Origin of the sequence: Nibrella saemangeumensis, from assembly GCF_039541915.1 — a bacterium.
In the GTDB taxonomy this organism is placed as follows: Bacteria; Bacteroidota; Bacteroidia; order Cytophagales; family Spirosomataceae; genus Nibrella; species Nibrella saemangeumensis.
The window spans coordinates 66357-88032 of sequence record NZ_BAABHD010000028.1 but is presented as its reverse complement, the minus strand read 5'-3'; the positions used below and the strand labels follow the sequence as shown (position 1 = coordinate 88032).

The 21676-nt window shown below is 51.3% G+C and carries 20 protein-coding genes; 2 read left to right on the top strand and 18 right to left on the bottom strand.

Features of this window, described 5'->3' with window-relative positions; translation table 11 throughout:
* Positions 1 to 2 precede the first annotated feature (2 nt).
* The 4 genes from ABD949_RS12955 to ABD949_RS12940 form a co-directional block, all read right to left on the bottom strand.
* Positions 3 to 782 (bottom strand): rhomboid family intramembrane serine protease, encoded by a 780-nt coding sequence (locus ABD949_RS12955; RefSeq protein WP_345244101.1) that lies wholly within the window; start codon positions 780 to 782, stop codon positions 3 to 5.
* 31 nt (positions 783 to 813) lie between these two features.
* On the bottom strand, positions 814 to 2772 hold the full coding sequence (mutL, locus tag ABD949_RS12950; protein WP_345244099.1) for a DNA mismatch repair endonuclease MutL: 1959 nt from the start codon (positions 2770 to 2772) through the stop codon (positions 814 to 816).
* Positions 2773 to 2865: 93 nt separating this feature from the next.
* Positions 2866 to 5310 (bottom strand): TonB-dependent receptor, encoded by a 2445-nt coding sequence (locus ABD949_RS12945; RefSeq protein WP_345244097.1) that lies wholly within the window; start codon positions 5308 to 5310, stop codon positions 2866 to 2868.
* Positions 5311 to 5431: 121 nt separating this feature from the next.
* The gene (locus tag ABD949_RS12940) at positions 5432 to 5800 is read right to left on the bottom strand and encodes a hypothetical protein (protein WP_345244095.1); all 369 of its coding nucleotides are present in this window, start codon (positions 5798 to 5800) and stop codon (positions 5432 to 5434) included.
* Positions 5801 to 6103: 303 nt separating this feature from the next.
* On the opposite strand from ABD949_RS12940, the gene ABD949_RS12935 reads away from it, so the two are divergent.
* A complete protein-coding gene (locus tag ABD949_RS12935) occupies positions 6104 to 6271 on the top strand; it encodes a hypothetical protein (protein WP_345244093.1) in 168 nt (55 codons plus the stop codon).
* A gap of 71 nt (positions 6272 to 6342) precedes the next feature.
* On the opposite strand, the gene ABD949_RS12930 is transcribed toward ABD949_RS12935, so the two are convergent.
* The 10 genes from ABD949_RS12930 to ABD949_RS12885 all read right to left on the bottom strand — a co-directional run bounded on the left by ABD949_RS12930 (position 6343) and on the right by ABD949_RS12885 (position 16202).
* The gene (locus tag ABD949_RS12930; RefSeq protein ID WP_345244092.1) at positions 6343 to 7071 is read right to left on the bottom strand and encodes an RluA family pseudouridine synthase; all 729 of its coding nucleotides are present in this window, start codon (positions 7069 to 7071) and stop codon (positions 6343 to 6345) included.
* Positions 7072 to 7083: 12 nt separating this feature from the next.
* Positions 7084 to 7902: a 3-methyl-2-oxobutanoate hydroxymethyltransferase gene (gene panB, locus ABD949_RS12925; RefSeq protein ID WP_345244090.1), complete on the bottom strand. Its 819-nt coding sequence runs from the start codon at positions 7900 to 7902 to the stop codon at positions 7084 to 7086.
* A gap of 109 nt (positions 7903 to 8011) precedes the next feature.
* Positions 8012 to 9448: a murein hydrolase activator EnvC family protein gene (locus ABD949_RS12920; RefSeq protein WP_345244088.1), complete on the bottom strand. Its 1437-nt coding sequence runs from the start codon at positions 9446 to 9448 to the stop codon at positions 8012 to 8014.
* A gap of 26 nt (positions 9449 to 9474) precedes the next feature.
* Positions 9475 to 10329 carry a lipoprotein insertase outer membrane protein LolB1 gene (lolB1, locus tag ABD949_RS12915; protein ID WP_345244087.1) on the bottom strand — a complete coding sequence of 285 codons (855 nt, stop codon included), beginning with the start codon at positions 10327 to 10329 and terminating at the stop codon, positions 9475 to 9477.
* Positions 10326 to 12083, bottom strand: coding sequence for a tetratricopeptide repeat protein (locus tag ABD949_RS12910; RefSeq protein WP_345244085.1), 1758 nt, complete (start codon positions 12081 to 12083; stop codon positions 10326 to 10328). Before ABD949_RS12910 ends, lolB1 begins: the two co-directional genes overlap by 4 nt.
* Before the next feature lie 274 nt (positions 12084 to 12357).
* On the bottom strand, positions 12358 to 12660 hold the full coding sequence (locus ABD949_RS12905; protein ID WP_345244083.1) for a Dabb family protein: 303 nt from the start codon (positions 12658 to 12660) through the stop codon (positions 12358 to 12360).
* Positions 12661 to 12713: 53 nt separating this feature from the next.
* On the bottom strand, positions 12714 to 13436 hold the full coding sequence (locus tag ABD949_RS12900; RefSeq protein ID WP_345244081.1) for an RluA family pseudouridine synthase: 723 nt from the start codon (positions 13434 to 13436) through the stop codon (positions 12714 to 12716).
* Between the two features lie 69 nt (positions 13437 to 13505).
* Positions 13506 to 14540, bottom strand: a complete 1035-nt coding sequence (locus ABD949_RS12895; RefSeq protein WP_345244079.1) for a sensor histidine kinase — start codon at positions 14538 to 14540, stop codon at positions 13506 to 13508.
* 18 nt (positions 14541 to 14558) lie between these two features.
* Entirely contained in the window at positions 14559 to 15260 is a 702-nt protein-coding gene (locus ABD949_RS12890; protein ID WP_345244077.1) for a response regulator transcription factor, read from the bottom strand.
* Positions 15261 to 15356: 96 nt separating this feature from the next.
* Positions 15357 to 16202 (bottom strand): SdiA-regulated/phytase-like domain-containing protein, encoded by an 846-nt coding sequence (locus ABD949_RS12885; RefSeq protein WP_345244075.1) that lies wholly within the window; start codon positions 16200 to 16202, stop codon positions 15357 to 15359.
* 25 nt (positions 16203 to 16227) lie between these two features.
* On the opposite strand from ABD949_RS12885, the gene ABD949_RS12880 reads away from it, so the two are divergent.
* Positions 16228 to 17379 (top strand): AI-2E family transporter, encoded by a 1152-nt coding sequence (locus ABD949_RS12880; protein WP_345244073.1) that lies wholly within the window; start codon positions 16228 to 16230, stop codon positions 17377 to 17379.
* Here the strand turns inward: ABD949_RS12880 and ABD949_RS12875 are convergent.
* The 4 genes from ABD949_RS12875 to ABD949_RS12860 all read right to left on the bottom strand — a co-directional run bounded on the left by ABD949_RS12875 (position 17369) and on the right by ABD949_RS12860 (position 21317).
* Positions 17369 to 17998 carry an LON peptidase substrate-binding domain-containing protein gene (locus ABD949_RS12875; RefSeq protein WP_345244071.1) on the bottom strand — a complete coding sequence of 210 codons (630 nt, stop codon included), beginning with the start codon at positions 17996 to 17998 and terminating at the stop codon, positions 17369 to 17371. The genes ABD949_RS12880 and ABD949_RS12875 overlap by 11 nt on opposite strands.
* Before the next feature lie 88 nt (positions 17999 to 18086).
* Positions 18087 to 19202, bottom strand: a complete 1116-nt coding sequence (locus tag ABD949_RS12870; RefSeq protein ID WP_345244069.1) for a Gfo/Idh/MocA family protein — start codon at positions 19200 to 19202, stop codon at positions 18087 to 18089.
* Positions 19203 to 19252: 50 nt separating this feature from the next.
* Positions 19253 to 19801, bottom strand: a complete 549-nt coding sequence (locus ABD949_RS12865) for a 3'-5' exonuclease (RefSeq protein ID WP_345244067.1) — start codon at positions 19799 to 19801, stop codon at positions 19253 to 19255.
* Positions 19802 to 19817: 16 nt separating this feature from the next.
* Positions 19818 to 21317 (bottom strand): S41 family peptidase, encoded by a 1500-nt coding sequence (locus ABD949_RS12860; protein ID WP_345244065.1) that lies wholly within the window; start codon positions 21315 to 21317, stop codon positions 19818 to 19820.
* Between the last annotated feature and the right edge of the window lie 359 nt (positions 21318 to 21676).

Sequence of the window (21676 nt, the reverse complement as noted above, 5' to 3'; positions counted from 1 at the left end):
ACTTAGTAAAATGTTTTTCGTTGAGACCCCCAATATTTAATTAAAATAAAAGCAAAGAGCATACCGCCTATATGAGCGAAGTGAGCCACGTTGGACGCCTGGGCCCGGTAAATACCCGAATATAATTCATATGCTCCGTAAAAAATAACCAGATACTTTGCTTTAATGGGTATCGGCGGAAATAACAGAAACAACTGCGTATTGGGGAATAACATGCCAAACGCCATGATCACCCCAAATATTGCCCCCGACGCCCCTACCATTGGTTCATAAACCTGCCGACTAAAGTATGTGTTCACAATTTTTATGCTACCATCAATTAAAGCCGGATCGGCAGGCCGAGCTTCGTACTGATCAATGAACCCGGCTACCTGGTCGTACATACCACTGGCATAACGGGTAACAAAATCCATAAAGGCCTCGGGCGACGGATTTATAGGGTATGCCCTGGCCGCATCGTACATGCCTATTGTTTCAAAATAATTGATACCCGAAAAAAGCAGAGCCGCGCCAATACCGGTAAAAAAATAAAAAAACGTAAACCGTTTAGGTCCCCATACCCGCTCCAGCATAGGCCCAAATATGAACAGACCTAACATATTACTAAATATATGCATAAAACCCGCATGCATGAACATATGGGTTAATAATTGGACCGGATTAAAATCCGAGGATAAAAAAGACCGGAGTCCGAACTGGTAAATTAAACCAGGGTTATTGGATGTAAGAATAAAAACCAGAACATTCAGCAGAAGAATGGTGCGGACAACCGGTGTTAGCATGGTTACGTGTCAATTTACCTATTATAACTAGTTAAGACTTAAAAAGTCCGGCAATTTTATCTAACGTCAGAACTGTTGTAACCGGCTCGCCGGCCGGCGTATAACTAGGGTTCGTTGCGCCGAATAGCTGGTCAACCAACGCCTTCCGTTCGGTAGGGCTAAGCGTTACCGTATGCCGTCCTGCCGACCGGCGGGCCAGCGATCTGGCCAGTACTTCTGCCCGCTCGAGCTTGAGCCGCCCGGTTTCTTCGCGTAATTGCGCCAGCAAATTAGCAAATAGTTCTTCTTCATTTTCGCCAGTCGTCATGGCCGGTACACCCCGTATCACAAACGTATTTTGCCCCAGCTCGTCGAACTGGAAACCCAGGCTGGTCAGTTCATCGCGCAGGTCCAGCGCCAATTGAAAGTCGACCGGCGAAACTGTTACCGTTTTAGGGAACAGCAATTGCTGCGCTACACCGTTGCGTCGGGAAAGGGCAGCATGGAACTGGTCGTATAGAATGCGTTCGTATGCTCTCCGTTGATCGATAATCATTAGTCCAGATTTGACCGGTACCAGCAGGTATCGATTCTGCACCTGCAGGATAGCGTCTTCAGTCGTTTGCAGATCGGGCAGTTCGTTGACCAGTTTGTTGGCCCGGCTGCCTACCGTAACCGCTTCAGGCTCTGTCTGTGCGGAGTTAGTCTCCGGTGCGTCAAGTTGGGACTCAGCTGGCGGGGGGGCCAGAGCGGGACCTAACCAGTCAGCACTGATTTCCGACGGGAAGACGTCCTTACCCCTTGCCGGCGTTTCGGGCGTAGCGAGGCCTTCAAACATCGCCTGCCAGTTACCCGCCGGTGCTTTACGGGGTGCCGACGCGGCCGGTTTCGCTTCCGACCAGGAAGGCGTCAGTGGCTTAGGTTTGTTCTCCGCTGGTGCAAAATGTCGTTCAATGGCATTGCTGCTACCGCCCCCGTCAAGAAAATTCACATCCGATTCAAAATCCAGCGAGGGCGACAGATTATAAATACCCACCGCTTTCCGGACGGCCGCCATCACTATCGCGTATACAGACCGCTCATCGTCGAACTTGATCTCGGTCTTGGTCGGGTGAATATTGATGTCGATATGCGACGGATCAATCTCAATAAACAGCACATAAAACGGATGACTACCTTCGGGTAGAGTACCTTCGTAGGCCCCAATCACCGCGTGGTGCAGGTAATTATGTTTGATGAAGCGGTTATTAACAAAGAAAAACTGATCCCCCCGCGCCTTCCGGGCCGACTCCGGTTTGCCGATATAGCCCCGCACTTTTACGTACGGCGTCTCTTCTTCGCAAAACGCCAGCTGCTCCCGATAACTTTTACCGAACATATCGATAATCCGGCGGCTCAGCTTACCAGCTACCAGGTTATACACCTCCTGGTCGTTGTGAAACAGCGAAAAGCCTACCTCCGGATGGGCCAGCGCTACTCGCTGGAACTCATCCAGAATATGCCGCATTTCCACCGAGTTCGACTTCAGAAAATTACGTCGGGCCGGCACATTGAAAAACAGGTTCTTCACCAGGATATTTGTACCGGGCAGGCAGGACACCATCTCCTGGGCCTTAATCTCCGACCCTTCAATCCGGATCAGGGTACCCAATTCCTCATCGGCCCGCCGGGTGCGCATCTCTACCTGCGCCACGGCCGCAATAGAGGCCAGCGCTTCGCCCCGGAAGCCCATGGTGCGAATGCGGAAGAGGTCGTCCGAAGAACGTATCTTAGAGGTAGCGTGCCGCTCAAAACTCATCCGGGCGTCGGTCTCCGACATACCCGAACCATCATCAATAATCTGAACCAGGGTCCGGCCGGCGTCGCGGATAATGACCTGTAAGGACTTGGCACCGGCGTCGACGGCATTTTCAAGTAATTCCTTTACTACCGAAGCCGGCCGCTGCACCACCTCCCCTGCCGCAATCTGGTTGGCAATCGAATCGGGTAGTAACTGTATGATGTTTAACATGAAGTCCTGGTCTGCTGACCAACATTTGCTGTTTACCTGTATGAACACAAGTTACGACAAAAATAGTCAGGAAACGCAGGTTTTCTGCTTACCTCACCGGCTGTTTCCGGCTGTCGAAGCAGAAAAGGGAATAACCAGTTTTACGCTGATATTGCGCCCCATACTGTAGACGCCCCGGCGGCCGTTTCGTGGGTTTTCGTCGAGGTATTTAAGGCGGCTTTGATGGTTCTGGTAGGCCACATCACCGATGTTAGTGGCGGTCAGGTAGAGCGAAAATAGCGTTTGCCGGTTATTACCGGTGATATCGCCCCCGAATCCGGCGTTAACGAGAACGTAACCGGGTGTTGGGGTTTCGGTGTTGTACGCCAGCAGAACCCGGTTCTGGCGCTGGTACACCTCGACATCCAGCGAGGCATAAATGTTGCGCAGGCGGTTCTGCCAGCGGTCCTTGGTAAACTTAATCTGCGAGATCCAGCGTGGAGCAGGCATAAACGGCAAATACTGGGCACCCGGCTCCTGAGCCGACAGATTGCGGGCGTATACCGACGAATAGCTCTGCATAAAACTGAACCACCGGGCCGAGGCCGGGTTGAGCGTCAGCGTAGCCTCAACGCCCTGCAGACGGGCATTACCCTGCGCATAGCGAAATGCCGGCACGCCATTGATGATGCTGTCGGAGCCGGTCACGGTATTGACCCGCTCCGAGTACGTGTAATTACGGATCGAGTTCTGAAACAGGCTGATGTCGAAGTACAGACTGGGGCCTTCGTAGGTGGCTCCAATATCTCCCTGATAGGCTACTTCCGGCTTAGCGTTGAGGTTACCGATTTCGTAGCGGAATGTACCCGCATGTTCGCCGTTTGACGAAAGTTCAGGTACGGCCGGAGCCCGGAAGCCCCGCGATGCATTGGCACGGACCATCAGCTTCGATGTCAGGTTATACACACCACCAACACTGGCGGATACGTTCTGGTATGTATTCTCAAAACCGGGAAAGCGTACCACCGCGCCCGGAACAGGAGTAGCCTGAAACTTGCCTTCTGAATCAATATACAGTTTATCGATGTCCAGCGCCCGTATATCGTACCGGATCCCTCCACTCAGTTTCAGCCGCTCGTAGCTCTTTTTACCGAACAGGAAGATACCGTTGTCGAACAGCGTATAGTTGGGGTATAGCGTCTGCGTACCCCGATTACCCATTGTCTGGAACATACCGTTTGTCCCCATGGTTACTTCCCAGTTTCGGCGGGTCGGGAAATTGTACCGGCCATCGTAGTACCAGGTTTGCAGAAACAGGAACAGATCTGGTACCCCTGGAGCAAAGACGTTACCATACTCCTGCCGGCGGTTCTGCGCGTACGAGAGGTTCAGAGAGGCCGATGCTTCCCCCAACTGGAAGTAGTTGTTCAGCGCCAGTTTATAGTTGGTAAGCGTCTGCGAATTAGAGGGGTTAATTATCCGTCCGTTTAGCTCTTCGTCGCTTACGGCTACGGCTCCTTCGGTGGTGTCGTTCAACGCAACGGCTTTGGTAAAGCGACCCTGTTCATCGCGGGTACCGGTGATGATGTTGAACTTCTGAAACGAGCGCAGGAAATAGAGTCGGGTATAGCCCCACTTTTTGTTCAACCCCAAAAAGCCGTTAATATTCAACGGTTCCTGAAAATTGGAGCTGTAAACGCGCCCGTCAACGGCGTTTCGGTAATTCCTGGCGTCTTTTCGGCTAACCTGAGCCAGCCAGACAAAGCCATTCTGGTTACCGGCCACCTGGGCGGAAAGTCCTATCAGGTTATTGTTGCTCTGGTAATTGGTCAGAACCCGCCCGATGATCTTCCCGTCCTCGACCGGCCGGGGCGACAGAATGGCCATGACCCCGCCGAGGCCATCGGAACCGTACATCAGACTGCCGGCCCCCCGGATGATTTCGTAGCGGTCAATGGAGTACTCGTCTACCTGAATGCTGTGCTCTTCGCCCCACTGGTTGTCCTCCTGCCTGACGCCGTCGTGCATGGTAATAACCCGGTTGAACCCCAACCCCCGAATGATAGGCTTGGACAAACCTACGCCGGTTGAGATCTGCGACATACCTGGTAATTTACTTACCGCATCAATTAAGTTGGTCGAGGGCGACTGTAGCCATTGGATTTTGGATAAAGCAGCAATGGGTATTGGACTTTCCTTAATAATTGTTTTGGTGGCTGACCCCGAAACGATGACCTCTTCCAGTGAGTTAACCGCATTCTCCATGATGACATTCAGGGTAACATCACCGTTGATGGCTACCTTCTGAACAACTGTTTTGTGAGACACAAACGATACCTGAACGGTGAAGGTCCCCACGGGGAGTTTGGCCAGTCGGTAGCTGCCGTTAGCGTCGGTGGTTGCGCCTACCCGAATTTCGGGAATAAAGATTGTGGCACCCACAACCGCTTCATTGCTTTCTTTATGGGTAACCTGACCACTTAATGTATTTTGCGCCTGGGCAGGCAGCCACAGACTACCCGCTGCCATAAGCAGGCATACCAGTATAGAGTTGAGCATAACGAGAAGGTCCTGATGATAAATGTTCCGTAAAAACTAAGGTAACACTACACCCGATTACTGCCTTTTTACTGCAAGACACAGGGTGGTGAGCATTGTAGATGAATGTGCATCAACTGAATTAGTACGAAACATTGGGAGGTCCCCGGTAATGAGAGCAATGCCTGATAGAGCGGGTGACAAACTGTAACGGCGGGAGCCATACGATGGTGACTATTACCACAAGAATCAGAAAGGCAATAATCGGAATCGTGTTGTCCGTAAACAGCGAATGTGCTAACTGGTCAAGCCATATCAGCTCCTGCTGGGTGTGTGTGTTCGGCTGGAAAGGACCTTTATTGAACGGCTTATACGGGTGGGTATGGGAGATAATAGTCCCGTCGGCAAGCCGGTGCGCATGGCGGAAAACAACTCCGGATATAATTATCCCCAGGAACAACCCAAATTGCAGGCAGGCCAGCAAGAACCGGTGTTTCCGGAGATAAAACATAAGGCTTTTCTAATATTAGGTAGCGCTGCGTAAAATTAAAATAAAGTTAAAGCAATCTTACCAACTTCTACGCTTATAATTTGCTGAATCCAACTAAAACAGCTTTACAGAACTAAAAGCCTACTTGTCTATAGGAATTAGTCAATTCATATAATCTCATTTTTTCATATTATTAGTAATTATGATAAAATGAAGTTAAATTATAAATCTTCTACCTCGTGCGGCTTAACAAATTTTTTATAATTTTGTTAAGCGTGTAATACCACCTTAACTTAATTTATTTACAATTACCACCTTACAAAGATGAGAGGGCTTCGTTTATACATGATTTTGCAGTGGGTACTGTTTCTGCCAATTATTCTGCCATTGTGTGTAATCTTTGGTGCGCTAAGGGGTGCGTTTCAGATGGTAGAGCGGGTGATGGATCAGTTCTGGACGGACATCTGGCCCGAGAACAGTACCGCGTCGTAAATAACGGGAAAGCCTTACCTGGACAGGTAAGGCTTTCCCGTTATTTACGGTCTCCTTTCCAATTGCCTCTGTTAGTAGATAAAATCAAGGTTTTTATCTTTGAAATCTTCAGAGTCCAGCGATAAAAACTCTTCCCAGAAAGGATCACTAGGCAGGCCGGCCTTGCAGATTAGCGGTTCTTTCTTCACCGGGTGGATAAAATACAACCGACGGGCATGCAGATAGATTTTCTTGTCGGCGGTTGGACGATCATAGCCATATTTAATATCACCCCGTATTGGACATCCCATACTGGCCAACTGCGCCCGAATCTGGTGGGGCCGGCCGGTTATCGGGTTTACCTCCAGTAAATAGTGTTCATTGATCTGCCCGAGTAACCGGTACGTAAGTTCTGCTTTCTGGGACCCCGGCACTTCGTCGGTGTAAGTCGTCACCTGATTTCGGTCCTCGTCTTTAACCAGCCAGTGTATGAGTTTTCCTTTCTCCTCGGGTGGTTTTCGGCGCACCACGGCCCAGTAGGTCTTCTGCACCTGACGTTTACGGAAGATTTCGTTCATCCGTTCCAGCGCTTTGGAGGTCCGGGCAAACACCACAAGGCCACTTACCGGCCGGTCGAGCCGGTGGACCGTGCCCAGGAATACCTCACCGGGTTTATTGTATTTCTCTTTTACATAATCCTTTACCAGGTCCAGCAGCGTTACGTCGCCGGTCCGGTCACCCTGTACCAGCACACCCGGTTCTTTGTTCACGATAACCAGGTGATTGTCTTCGTATACGATCTGGTAGCCTTTTGTCTTCATACTATCTTCAACCTAATACGCTTCCTGTTCGTTCGGAAACTCCCGCGATTTTACATCATCTACATAGTGCGAAATGGCATCAGTCATGACCGAATGAAGATCGGCGTACCGGCGCAGAAAGCGCGGCTTAAATTCTTTGTTGATACCCAACAGGTCGTGGATCACCAGAATCTGGCCATCGGCGTGGGGTCCCGCTCCGATCCCAATGGTGGGAATTGTCAGCATTTCTGATACCTGTTTAGTCAGCGCGGCCGGAATTTTCTCCAATACCACACTAAAACAGCCGATGTCCTGGAGCATCTGAGCGTCGGTCATCAGCTTTTGGGCTTCGGTATCCTCTTTAGCCCGTACCGCGTAGGTGCCAAACTTGTAAATCGACTGAGGTGTAAGACCCAGGTGACCCATCACCGGAACGCCGGCGCTCAGAATACGAACAATCGATTCTCTGACTTCCAGGCCGCCTTCCAGCTTCACGGCATGGGCACCAGATTCTTTCATAATCCGGATTGCCGATCGTAATGCTTCTGACGAATTGCCCTGGTAGGAGCCAAAGGGAAGGTCCACTACCACCAAGGCCCGCTTTACCGCCCGGACTACCGCTCCGGCATGGTAAATCATCTGGTCAAGGGTAATGGGCAGTGTCGTTTCGTGCCCAGCCATAACGTTGGAAGCTGAGTCGCCAACGAGGATCAGTTCGACGCCGGCAGCATCAACTACCCGCGCCATCGAATAATCGTAAGCCGTCAGAGCCGAGATCTTCTCGCCTTTATTTTTAAGCTCCTGGATAACGTGCGTCGTAACGCGCTTGATGTCGGGATTGTGAACGGACATGGGAGTTTGCTGTTTCAAGTTCCAGGTTCAACGTTTCAAATCGTATCATTAGCGGAGCAACTTGAAACGTTGAACCTGAAACCGCCGGACGGCCCCGCCGAAACAACATTTATCGTGGTACCAGCCAGGACTCGGGGTTCAGGCGGCTGTAGTTTTTCCAGATCTGAAACTGGACTTCAGAAACGCCGTCTTTATCCGTCGAAACAAAGCCGATATTATCGCGGGCTTTTACTCGCTGGCCAACCTTTACAATTGAGCTGCGCAATTTAGCATAAACCGTCATATAGTCGCCATGCTGAATGGCAACAACGGTATTCATGCCGGGCATATACGTTACATCACGAACAATACCCTCGTAGACGGCCCGGACGGGCTCTCCGGCGTTTGTCTGGATGTCGATTCCCAGGTTTTCGACAATAACTCCTTTAAGCACCGGGTGTTCCTTCCGGCCAAAGCGGTCGGAGACAAAGCCATGCTGCACCGGCCAGGGGAGCCGGTTCTTCGATGCCGTAAAGGACGATGCCAGGGCCACTTCGGCCTCATTCAGGTTATTAGCGTTTGTACGCTCAGCCGGTCTGGTGGTCGCTTCCGCAACGGCAGGTGCTTCGGCCGATGGCGTAGGTGCCGGAGGAGCTGGCGTGGTTTTTTCGTCGACACCGGCAGAGGCTGCCCCTGAATTGGTGGCCGCTGCGGCCGCGGCTGCTTCTTCGGCCCGTTTTTTCTCGGCTGCCTTCCGGGCGGCCTCCAGTCGGGCCAGGCGTTCACGTTCCAGTCGCTCGCGTTCCGCCCGCTCCCTGGCCTCCCGCTCAATCACGCGCCGAATGATGGTTTCAAGACGACTTACCGCCCGGCGGCTCTCTACCAGCTCGGTCCGCAGCAGGGCTTCTTTCTTGCCTAATTCATCGACTACCTTATTCTGCTCCTCTTTCAGCGTTTCCAGCTTCTTGGATTCGTCGAGTTTAACAAGCAGCGTGCTATTCTGCTGCCGACGTTTCCGCTCGGTTGCCAGCCGTTTGTCTTCAAGCTGGCGTTGCACGCCCTGAATTTGCCGAACCTGGCTCTGGCGGGCGTCGGAGTATTGTCTCAGGTAGCGGTAGCGGGCAACCAGTTGATTGTAGTTATCGGCGGAAAACAGAAAGCCCAGTGGGTTGACCTGCTGCCGACGCTTGTCGGCGGCATAGATCATAGCCGCATACTCTTTCTTTAGCTTGTCGAGGTCTTTGTCCAGGGATTGGCTGGTCCGGCGCAGGTCAGCCATTTCTGATTCGATCAGTTTCAGGTCTTCGGAGAGCAGGCCGATCTGGCTCGACTGCGTTTTGATTTGCTGGTTCAGCGCTTTTAGCTGACCTAAACTTACATTTTTCTGCGAAGAGGTCTGCTTCAATATGTTTCGGATCTGCGACATCTTCTCCAGGTTTTGCTTTTTTTCTTTTTCGAGCGCCTGCCGGTTACGCGGCTGCGCAGCCAACCGGAGCGAAAGCAAACATCCTAAGACAAAAAGCCAGCAGCAGAGCTGCCGGTACGAACGAAACACACGTAGTTGCATAATTACTGTAACAAGCGGCTCCCTGCCTACTGCCTCCGTTCGTAACGTGGCGGAATGGTGAACGGAAACCCTGGACTCTTATCTACTAACTCAACTTTATTGTGCTGAATCCGGAGCAGCGTCTGATAAAACTGACCATCACTGCCTGATTTATAATCGACCGTCAGCAGGCTGGTATAGGGAAATAGAAAATTGTTGAGGGCTGTAAAATCTTCGTAGTCCAGCCGCAGGGTATTTTTTGTTGGCTGCTCAACCATCATCAGCTTTTTCAGCTTGCGGTCCTGTTCACCAATGTAATTTTCGACCATTACTTTTCCTTCGCTCTGGCGGAGCAGCAGATAGTCACGCTCGTTTTTAATTTTTTGCGCCGGTCGCTTAGGCAGCGGCAGGTTACCCACAATCAATGCCTGCAACAGGTCGAAATCCAGATTAAAGTTAAACCGCTTGCTCAGGGTAGGGAAATCGTATTTGACATATTCCCGGTGTACTTTGTCCTGAATAGTGATGGTATCGCGGGTTACGAGCCCACGGGCCACTTCAATGCCCAGGCCGGTAACCGAAAACCAGATAACGCTGTCTTTTTTGACGCGCAGGTTCACATTGGCATTGTTGATGTCCTGTTCTTTGCTTTTGAACGATACTTTCGATTTAGCGGTCAGGTAGGTAAAGTCGATCTCGGCTACATTAGACCTAGCTTCTTCAATTCCGGGCCGGGGCATGGCAGCCTGACTGGGAGCGGTGGTGTCTGCCGGCTTCCGGCTAATGACTGTGGTATCCGTTGGTACACTGGTCGAAGCGGTTTTAGCGAGATGCCGACGGCGGCAGGCTTCCGAATTCAGCAACAAGATCAACACAAACAGCCGGAGCAGGTGTTTTGTCATATTTTTCCGGTGGCAATTTTCTTATCTAATTGTTCGCTGGTTTCCCCTTTAGACTTTGCCTTTTTCCATTGTTCAACTGCTTTGTCTTTCTCTCCTAACTGGTACAGCACATCGCCATAATGCTCCATGATGGTACCGCTTACGTTGTTCGGGTCAGCCTGAATGGCTCTTTCCAGATATTGGCGGGCTTTGCCGTAATCCTTCATCACATACAGCACCCAGGCGTGGGTGTCTAAGAAGGTAGCGTTCTTGGGGTTCCGCTCGACCAGTTTCTGAGACATTTGGAGGGCCTGGGGCAGTTTCTCTTTTCGCAAAGACAGAAAATAGCTGTAGTTGTTAAGAACGTGGTCGTTATTGGGGTCTGCCTTGAGCACCAGTTCGTACGCTTCATCCGATTTAGCGTGGTCACCAAGGCCGTTATAAGCATCACCCAGTTGGGCATTGATGTTTCGGCTCAGGGCCGCGTCGGTAACCAGTAACCGACGGCTTTCTTCCAGGGCATCAATGGCTTTCTGGTACTGCCGCTTGAATAAATTAGCCGATCCATTGGCGAGCCAGAGTTGCCCTTGTGTAGGAAATACCTCCAGGGCCTGTTCCGAATGGACCAGCAGGCTGTCTACCTGATTCAAGTCACTGTCTAACTGAATAATGGCTCCCCAGACTTCAAACACTGACGCATCAACGCGGGCAGCTCTTACGAATGCATCGCGAGCTTCGGCTTTTTTGCCTGTCTGCATCAGAAGTTCGGCCATCATTAACTGCGAGCTGGCATCTTTCGGATTGGTCTTAACAAGATCCTGCGCCATTTTTATGGCGTCATCTTTAGCCGTCTGGTTTTCTCCGGCCATACCCATATAGCTCGACAGAATACGCGCCTTGATATTTGCCTCCAGGTTTGGATTGGAAAAGAGGTATTTAATCTCCTGACGGTATTTGTCTGTATTACCCTGCTTACGGTAAACGTCTGCCAGAAGTACGTGCGCCTGCGGCAGATCCGGATTGATCTTCAACGCTTTTTCCAGCCAGCTAAGCGCCTGCTGGTGGCGGTCGTTGGCGATCAGCAGCTCTGCTCCCTCAATGAGGTAGTCGGGTTCGCCGGGCTCGGCAGCCGCCAATTTCTCTGCTTCCTCAACCGCTTTATCTACTTTGTTCTGCTTTAAATAAATGCGTTGTTTCTGGCGGATAATCTCTTCGTTAGGGCCAAGCACCTTCTCCACCTTATCGTAGGTTTCCAGTGCCTTATCGGGCTTATCATCGAACAGGTAAATGGCTGCGAGTTCAACGCCATATTCAATATTATCAGAGCTTTTCTGAAGCACCGCTTCGTACAGGGTTTCGGCCTCGCCGTAGCGTTTCTGCTTTACATAGATTTCAGCGAGTTGCAGCGCATAATATTTATTGGCATTGTCCAGTTGATAAGCCTTCTGGGAGTAGGGAAGTGCCTCCGTAATTTTACCACTTTTGAGGAAGGCCGAGGCAACCGCATACTGAGCCGCAGCATTGTTCGGACTTTTCTGGAGTAACTTCTCAAATTGTGCGATTGCTTTCGTCGGCTCGTCGGTCATGATGTATTTCATGCCTTCGGTGAACAACGATTCATCGATACCCTGGTTAAGAGTACCGCCGATCCCAGCCTGTTCTTCTTTCGGTTTGGCTTTGCGTTGGGCCTGTACGGGAACGGTCGTCAGCACCGCCAGACAGCCCACGCCGGCTAATACCCATTTTCGCCATGTATGTGTAATGAGGCACTCCATATCCCCTGCTCTATTTCCTGTGATAACTAAAATGCGCTACCGGTTTGCCAGTGCGTCATGTGTGAAACGCTCTGACTGATAGCTCTATTGCAGTAAGGCTGCTTACTATCGGTTTTACTCTATACAAATGTAGTGTAAAACAACTCTACTCGGCAGCAATAGAGCAACATTCTGCCGAACGGGAAATGAAAATGAGCAGGCAGTCTTCAGTAGGCAGTAGGCAGTTCGCAGTAGCCATAAGAGGAGCGGCCACACCGCCCGCCACTACTGCCTACTAATGACCCACGGCGTCATACACCCGTACCCGCTCCCACAGATGGGCGCAGTTCTCGACGAACTTCAGATGCATGGGGTGTTCCTGATACGCGTCGTGGGCGTGTTGGTCAGCAAAGACAAAGGTGATAGAAAAGTCGTAGCTATGGTCAATCACCGGCCGGCGCGTATCGGCAGGGACACCGATGTAAGCGGCATCCATATGTTCAATGTCCCGCAGGGTTTCAATGCCTGCGCGGAGCGCATCACGGTCGGCTTGCTTTTCTGGGTGCTTGAGCCAAAAGAAAACGGTATGGACGAACATGGGGTTTTACGTTTAAGCGTGCAATGATATAACCTCGGCCTACAAACTACAAATTAAAGCGCATGCTTCTCTAACTGCTTCACCAGTACGTCGAAGTCTTTGGGGTAAGGCGCTTCAAACATAGCATCCTCTCCGTTCAGCAGGGTAAAGGTTAGCGAACGGGCGTGCAGGGCTACGCGCTGAATCAGCGGCAGTTCTTCGGTTCCCTGCTTGAGGTTGAACTTTCGCTTGATCTGGGACAGGTAGATGGAGTCTCCGCCGTAGGTTGGGTCATTAACAATGGGTGCTTTGAGGCACATCAGGTGGACCCGGATCTGGTGCATCCGTCCGGTTATGGGCATGCATTCCACCAGAGTATGTGACCGATAGGCCCGCAGGGTGTTAAAAATCGTTTCGGCTTCCTTGCCTTTCTGTCGGTCAATCCGAACGGCGGTACCGTCTCTAACCGGCGCAATGGGCAGATATACCGAAATCATATCAAAATCATGTACGCCATTCACGACGGCATGGTAACGCTTGGCCACTTCGCGGTGCTCAAACTGCATAGCCAGGTGCCGGTATGCCTCCGGATGTTTGGCTATTGCCAGAATACCCGAAGTCTCTTTGTCCAGCCGGTGGCCCAGCTGGGCGTCGGAGTGGTATTCCTTCGCCAGCCGCAGAATGCTGTTCGACCGGTCGGCGGTGCGTTCGTCGAGCGAGGCTACATGCGGGGGCTTGTTGATGAGTATATAATCGTCGTTTTCAAAAACGATGAGATCTTCAAAAGCAATTTTCATGGAGCAAATTTACGAAAAGTATGCGAGTGTCACCGCCCGGACTGTACCGGCCGGCGGCAGGCACCTACATTACTCTACCTTCTCCAGTTTGAACGAGAACGTAGTTCCTCTGTCTACTTTGCTCATGACAGAGACTTTAGAGCGATGGGCATTCAGGATGTGCTTAACGATGGCGAGGCCAAGACCGGTGCCGCCCCGCTCTTTGGAGCGGCTTTTGTCGACGCGGTAGAAGCGCTCGAAAATGCGGCTGAGGTGCTCGGGAGGAATACCGGGACCATCGTCTTTAACGGATACCAAGACCTGTTTTTTATCTTCCTCCAGCGTCACCAGCACTTTGCCATTGTCGTTGCCGTATTTGATGGCATTTTCCAGCAGGTTAATCATGACCTGATGAATACGCTGCGGGTCAGCTTTGACCCAGTAAGAGCCAGGCCGGTCGGTTTTAATGCGGAGGGTGGTGCCTTTTGTCTGCGCTTTTTTTTCCAGTTGCTCTAAGGCTTCCGCTATAACCTGGTGCAGGTCGACCCGCTCAAAATGCATCTTGAGTTCGCCGGTTTCGAGCTGCGACAAAGCGACTAGGTCTTTTACCAGCGCATCCAGGCCGTCGAGGCTTTTAGCAGCTTTGGCCAGAAATTTATCCCGGACGTTTTCATCGTCAATGGCTCCATCGATAAGCGTATGAATAAAGCCCTGAGCGGCAAAGATGGGGGTTTTTAATTCGTGTGATACATCGGCCAGAAACTCGCGCCGGAAGAGTTCGAGTCGCTTCAGTTCTTCAATTTCTTTCTGCTTGCGGGCGACGTACACAAAAACTTCGTCGTTAAGCTTTTTGAAAGGATTGTTGTTCTTAATGATGGTCTTCCGGGAGATGTTGAAGTCACGGATTTTGAGCTTGTGAATGGTCTTGTACATCTTATTGACCTCCCGGTATACCAGCAGTTCGATGGCGTATAGTACCAGAAAGAAAGAGACGGCAAACGACGACACGGCCACCACAAAAAGCATGTTGTTTGTAACGCCCTCCACAAACGTCAGAAATACGGCCGTGAGTACCGAGATCAGGAAGGCCAGTAAAAACGCAATAATGCGGGGACTCAGCGACATGCGCTAAATTTCGGAAACTTATTCGACTTCAAACATATACCCAACTCCCTTAAGTGTCCGGATGTAACCCTCTCCTACTTTTTCGCGCAGTTTACGAATGTGTACATCAACGGTACGTTCCAGCACATAGATATCGGCACCCCAGATCTTTTGCAGCAGCTCTTCCCGGCTGAATACCTTATTAGGGCTCTGGGCCAGAAAAAAGAGAAGTTCAAATTCCTTTTTAGGCAGAATGACAGACCGTTCTCCCTGATTGACCGAATAATTCTTCCTATTAATGACCAGATCGGCGATTTCAATTTTCTCGCCGGGGTCAGCCTTCTGCGCTTCCCGCCGGAATAAGGCATTGATCCGGCTCATCAGCGCTCTGGGTTTAATGGGCTTAGTGATGTAGTCGTCGGCACCGATCTCAAAGGCCGCCACTTCCGAATATTCTTCCGAACGGGCGGTCAGGAAAAGGATATACGCCTGACGCAGTTCGGGTATATCGCGGAGCTGGCGACCGGTCTCGATACCATCCAGTTGGGGCATCATGATGTCCAGCAGGACCAGTTCAGGTAAGAAGGCTTTGGCCACGTCAAGAGCCTTGCGTCCGTCGGTGGCGGTGCGGACGTCGTATCCTTCTTTTTGCAGATTGTATTCTAATAATTCAACAATATCCGGGTCGTCATCGACTACCAGAACGCGGTGTGTTTGTTGAGCGGCTTTGGCGGCACTCATCAGTGATGTAGCTATTTGATGCCCCGAAGGTAGGGCGATGCTATGTATTTTATGAACGCAGCTAATTTCTTAACATAAACTTAACAAGGCAAGTTGTCATTTTCGGCTGACTAAAAACATTTTACCTTTTTCGTTGGTAATGACAAAGTCAGTCGGTGACACAAAGCTGATGGCTTCTGTCTGCCCTCTGGGTAAACGTATGCAATGCAGCGGACGCCGGAAATTTACCTGGTTCTTCTCCACCGCAAACAGCAAGACTTTTCCGTAGGTTAGCAGCGCAAACAGGTGGCCGTCGGGGCTGATGTCGGCACCAGTTACCATGGCGCGGATATACACTGAGTCGGTCGGCAGCAATGCATAATCACCGGCACGGGCAGGGAGCGAATATTGCTTGACGTAGTGGCTGGCCAGCGGACGATTTTTCGAGAATAAATACAGCCGGTTATCCGAATACAACATAGCTTCGCAGTCGAAATAGTGCTGACTGGGTGGGGGCGGAAACGCAGATTGATCCGCGTAGTGATACACAATCTGGTCTGTCGTTGCCGGGCGGGAACGGTCTACGCGGTAAATGGTCAGCTTCCGGCGCGTCTGCTGGTTGTTGCCGATGTCGCCAACAAACAGTACGGTGGAATCCTGCTGCGCCAGGTCTTCCCAGTCAGTGTTGGTCAGGCCCGGCAGCGATAGGGTGTCGACAAGGCGACCATCAGCGGCTACTTCATAGAGTGTCGGTTTTCCGCCACTGTCGTTGTGGGTCCAGAATGTGCCATGGCCGGCGCGGTAAGCCAACCCCGAGCTTTCGTTGACCACACGGGGCAGACGGCCCGTCCGTGTAACCTGGTACAGCGGTCTGCCTCTCTGGAAGCCGCTTTTGCGAATCTCCGGCTGGCAGGAGCAAAACGCCACTTTAATGGCAAACAACAATTTTAGCAACGAATACATATTGAGTTTATAGAGCCGTTTGATAATGGATAACCGGGCACCCGAAGTACAACTACCTTCCTACGTAAAACTGACCAGTATTCTTATTTCTGTCCTGATTGTCGTGTACGGCTTGTACGTACTACAGGATATACTTGTTCCGCTGATTTTCTCTATTCTGTTAGCCATGGTGCTATACCCGTTGTGTCTCCGGCTCGAACGGGCGCGTATGCCGCGTATCTGGGCTATCGTGATTTGCATTATCGTGGCGCTGGCCGTACTGGCTGGCTTGCTGTACCTGGTATCGCTTCAGATCGGCAATTTTACGCAGGAAGCCCCTAAACTGATCGAACGCAGCAACGAACTCTTGACCAGGTTGCAGACGTTTGCCGACGAGCACCTGAACATCGACCGCCAGCGTCAGGTGTCCGAAGCGCGTAAGTACCTGAACCGGCTGCTGGAAGAGAGCGGCACCATTCTGACCTCTACCCTGCTGGCCACTACCAATACGCTGACTACTATTTCACTGGTACCGCTTTTTATCTTTTTCTTTCTGCTGTACCGTGATTTTTTCCGTTCCTTTTTCTATAAAGTTTTTAACGGGACGCGCCGGTCAAAGATCGACGCTGTTTTCAAACGAATATACGGTGTAGTGCGGGATTATCTCGGCGGACTGGTTCTGGTTATTATCATCGTAGGTATATTAAACACCGTTGGGCTGGTAATCCTGGGTGTCGATTATGCCCTATTCTTTGGGTTCTTCGGGGCGGTGCTTATTCTGATTCCGTACTTCGGTATTGCGATTGGATCATTGTTACCGGCTTTATTCAGCCTCATTACGGAGGATAATCCGCTGATTGCGCTGGGGGTAATTGGTGTTTTTCTGTTCGTGCAGATTCTGGAGGGTAACTTTATTACTCCGCTGATTGTCGGCTCAAAAGTGAGTATCAATCCGCTGGCGGCAATTATCGCCCTGATTATGTGGGGTCAGCTCTGGGGCCTGTCCGGCTTAATCCTGGCCCTGCCTTTGACCGCAATTGTGAAGGTAATTTTTGATTCTATTGAAGCGCTTAAGCCGTATGGGTTCCTGCTGGGTGAAGCAGAACGACCGCTACCGCCTATCCGTAATTTCGAAGACCTGAAACGAAAACTTCCGCAGCGGCTGAAGCGGATCGGCGAGGTAGACGTTAAAAGTTGAGAGGATCAAGGTTTTTGAAATGCCCGTTCATACGAATGCGCTGCTTGGTGCGCTCCATCTCGGCTACTACCGGAATTACTTTATTAAGGTGATGAATCAGAAACTGCTGGCGTTCGGGTTCGCTGCCAAGCGTCAGCAGTTCATATTCCTGCTCGATGGATAAGCCAACTTTATGGGCTATGCGGTAAGAAAGCCGTTCTGCTTTTGGGTCATAATCAACCTCTATCTGCAACAAATCGTATAGCCGCTCCAGCCGCTCCAGCAGTGTATCCAGGTAGGCGCTTTCCAGGTCGCCGGGTTCTACGGGTTCGACCTGTCCACCCGCATATAATTTGCCGGACACCGGATTTTCGAAGTTTACCAACCGGAAAATAGAGAGCCCCTTGGTCATGATGTCCATGCGACCGTCTTCATAACGTTTGTGCAGAACGGCCACCTGCATTTCGGTTCCGTAGCCGGGCATTTTGTTGTTAATGAATGCTGGGATACCGAACGTTTTGTCCTCGTCCAGGCATTCGTTGATCAATTGCCGGTACCGGGGCTCAAAGATGTGCAAATTCAGGTCTTCGCCGGGATAGACAACCAGATTTAGCGGAAATAAGGGCAGATGCTTCTCCATAGGAGAAGCAAATTAATAGTTTTTCTGTTATGCCCATCTGCGGAGCGCCCTTACCGTTAAAGACAAGCGGTAAGGGTGCTCACAACAATCAGGAATGCGCAAGGCGATCAGCCTCCAGGGCTGTTAGAAGCGATTGGTAGCCGTTCTGCTCCGTAACTTTCCGGTGGGTTTCGGGGTGATGTATAGCCGCAAGCTGATCACGAAACATTAATCGCAGGATCTCACCATAGAGGTGCATCTTCTGCTCGTCGTAACCGTAGCTGATCTGAATTTGCTGGTAGGCGTCAATTTCTTTATGACGCCCCCGCATGGCCCGCTGTGCTCCGCCGAAGCTGCCACTTACGTCCAGGCGGGCGCCCGGAAACAGGTCTATCAGGGCGCGGGTCGTGGTCTCATCGGCCACACACCGCAGCACCATGCGCGTGGGTATCCATTCGTAAAGCGTAATATCTCCCCGCTCAAACAGAAGCCGCATTTCCTGGCGGTCCATACGGCCGGGCTGGGTAAAGCCGTGGTAGTAGTTAACCAGCACATCGCCATACTGGACAGTACAGTTAACCTGATCTTCAGTATCAGTTCCGGGACGTTTAACTGCCTGAGCGGCTTTTACCTCTCCCTCGCCCAGCCAGCCGGCGAACATATCGAAAAAATGGACGCCATGTTCAACAAAAATACCTCCGCTTTTCGACCGGTCCCAGAACCAGTGGTCGGCAGAGAGACCCTCGTCGGCCGCGTAGTTCTCGAAATAGCCGTGCAGCATATCGCCCAGCAGCTTTTTTTCGATTAGGTGGCGGATGCGCTCAAACAGGGGGTTGTACCGTTGCATCAGGTTAGTAACCATCAGCAACCCCTTTTGCCGGGCTGTTTCCAGCATCTCTTTGCCGTGTTCGGCTGTAGTGGCAAGGGGTTTCTCGCAGATGACGTGCTTACCGGCGTTGAGGCAAAGCATTGCCTGCTCGTAGTGCAGGAACGGGGGCGTAGCAATATAAATCAGGTCAACCTCCGGATGATTCACCAGGTCAGTCAGGCTTTCCAACTGTTCAGCCCTAAAGCGCAGAGCGGCAGCAAGGGCCGCTTCGCGGTGGGTTCCGGCAATGGCTACCAGCCGGGTATTCGGTATTTGTAAAAAATGCTGCGTGGCAAACAGGCCAAATCCGCCCATGCCGATTACCCCCAGACCTAGTTTACGCGGGTTGTTCTCCATACTCAGTTAGCTGTCGCTTTAGCAGAACAACCGGCACAGGCAACACTATGTTATGAAGAGGATAGTAAAGTGGGAGCCGGCCAGTTGCGGGGAATCAGGCCCCGGCGGTCGTTTTGCAGGAGCAATTCAAACAACTGAACCGTAGCGGTTGCGTCGCCGTAAGCCCGATGGCGGTTAGAAACGGGAATGCTCAGGGAGTAACACAGGTTGCCCAGGCTATACGAAGGTAAACCCGGAAAGATCTTACGGCTCAGCTTGACCGTGCAGAGGGTCCGGCGGAGAAAGTCATGCCCCACCCAGTTTAGTTCCTTGCGCAGAAAGCCAAAGTCAAAGCTTACGTTATGAGCGACAAAAATGGCATCCTGGGTGATGCGCTGCACCTTGACGGCTACCGTATCGAACGTAGGCGCATCTACTACCATGGCGTTAGTGATACCGGTCAGGCGGCTGATAAACGGCGGGATGGAGCAGCCAGGGTTCAGCAGGGTATGGAATGAATCCACTACCTGCTGGCCATCATGGCGAATCAGCGCTATTTCAGTAAGCCGGGAGGGTCCATTAACCCCGCCGGTAGTCTCGACATCAACAATACAATACACGCTTAAAAATACGCAATTAACGCAATGCCTGCAACGGACGGGTCGTAAGCGGTTTACGAACAACAATACCGTCGCGAATCAGATTCAGGGTGTAGTTGAGCATATAGTCGCGTCCGGATAACACATCCTCGTAGGTGCGGCCGACCGTAAAGTCGGGTTCTACATTAAAACCATTGGCCTTTCCGGGATTAACCGCATGGGTAAGTTTCTTCAGTGGAATGCGTACCTGCAGCCGTGAATTGGGCAGTGTTACCGTTTTGAAATGACCGGCAAAATCACCCCAGTAAGCACCCCCGCAGGCTTCGCCCACGTAGGTACCCATACCGGCATCCAGCGTTTTGGACAACACCGAGGTAGTGGCCGAAAACGAGCCCCCATTCATCAGAAAGTACAGATTGCCTTTGAAGGCCATATGCTTGCGTGGCCGGTACTGGCGCCGGGTCGCACGCTCTGAAAAGCCGCCATAGCCGTCTTTTTTATAGAGCAGACTGAACTGAATGGCCGATAGCGGATTCCAGCGGTTAACCAGTTCCCGACGGGCGGCCACCTTCATTTGCTCGTGTTCCATGATCCGGAACGGCTTCGGCATCCAGTATTGCAGTAGCCGGGCCGAGTTCAGCACTACGCCACCGCCGTTGTTCTGCACATCCAGAATCAGGTTTTCGACTTTCTGATCCTGAATCTGCTGAAAAGCCTGCTTCAGCTTTTTCTTGAAGGCGATTTGCAACGGATCGTATTTTTTCGGGCCCATGAACGTAGAGACACGCAGGACGGCGGTTCGGGTCAGGGTGTCTACCATCCGCACCGACAGGTTCGGCCGGCGGTCGATTTCGTTACGGTACCGCTTCTGAAAAACCGATCGGAAGGTGGCGGCCGTCGGACAGGCCAGTTTTGTCTGACGCAGCAGCGTGTCGGTCGGCAGGCGATATTGAACGGCAATGGAGTCTGTAGATCCAAACCAGGAGGCATAGTAGTCGGCAAACTGGATCAGGCTCCACTGTTTGCGGCCGGTGAGGTTATCACCATCGGAACCCGAGCGGTCGACGTCCATCAGCAGCCGGTGCAGGTCACCCAGGGTTCGGCCATTGAGTGTAACCAGTTCTGTGCCGCGCCGGAGAGAGGTGTCCGCCGACATGTTGTGACTGATGTAATATTTTCCGTCAGCCTCACGGATATAGAAAGGCACAAAACGGGTCGATTTGTCAATAAAGTTCTTGCGGTGGTTCAGGTTGGTATGCCCATCTTTCAGGGTGCTGATGAGCGGGCTAACGTGGTGGAAGAACCCCAAATAATCAACGGGAGCATTAATGTGATTATAAAGGGAATCAAAAATCTGCTCTACCCGCGCTTTTGGCGTATAATACCCCAGGCCGGGGTGCAGTATATCAAGCTTATGTTTTAGAAAAAGCAGGTCTTCGTGAGCCTGCTCCGGGGAAAGCGTTTGGGCCGAAGCCGACAGGAATCCTGCGCCCATCCAACATCCGGCCACCATCAACCACAGGGCAATCTTCTTCATGTTACGGTAAGTACAAGCCTTAACCTCTGGACTAAAGAGGTGATTTGTTCTGTGAAAATATAGAAAAGCCAAATTATCTGCAATAGCAGCTACTAAAGTTAATGTCATATTAACTGTTTCAGGTGGTCATTGCTAGATGAGAAAATATGACAGGCTAATAGAAATATTCCGGTAACGTATATGGATCGTCAGTCCATTTTTTTTGTTAGTTAACTTTTGTACTTATTTCTTTTGTCCTAGTAATTGTAAAGTTAGCCCCCCGTTTTCGCCGGTTAGTCCAATAATTATGTTCCGTATTAGTTTTTGTCGATAGTTTTGATAAATCTGTAACAAAATCGATACGGAACAGTTATCCGTTT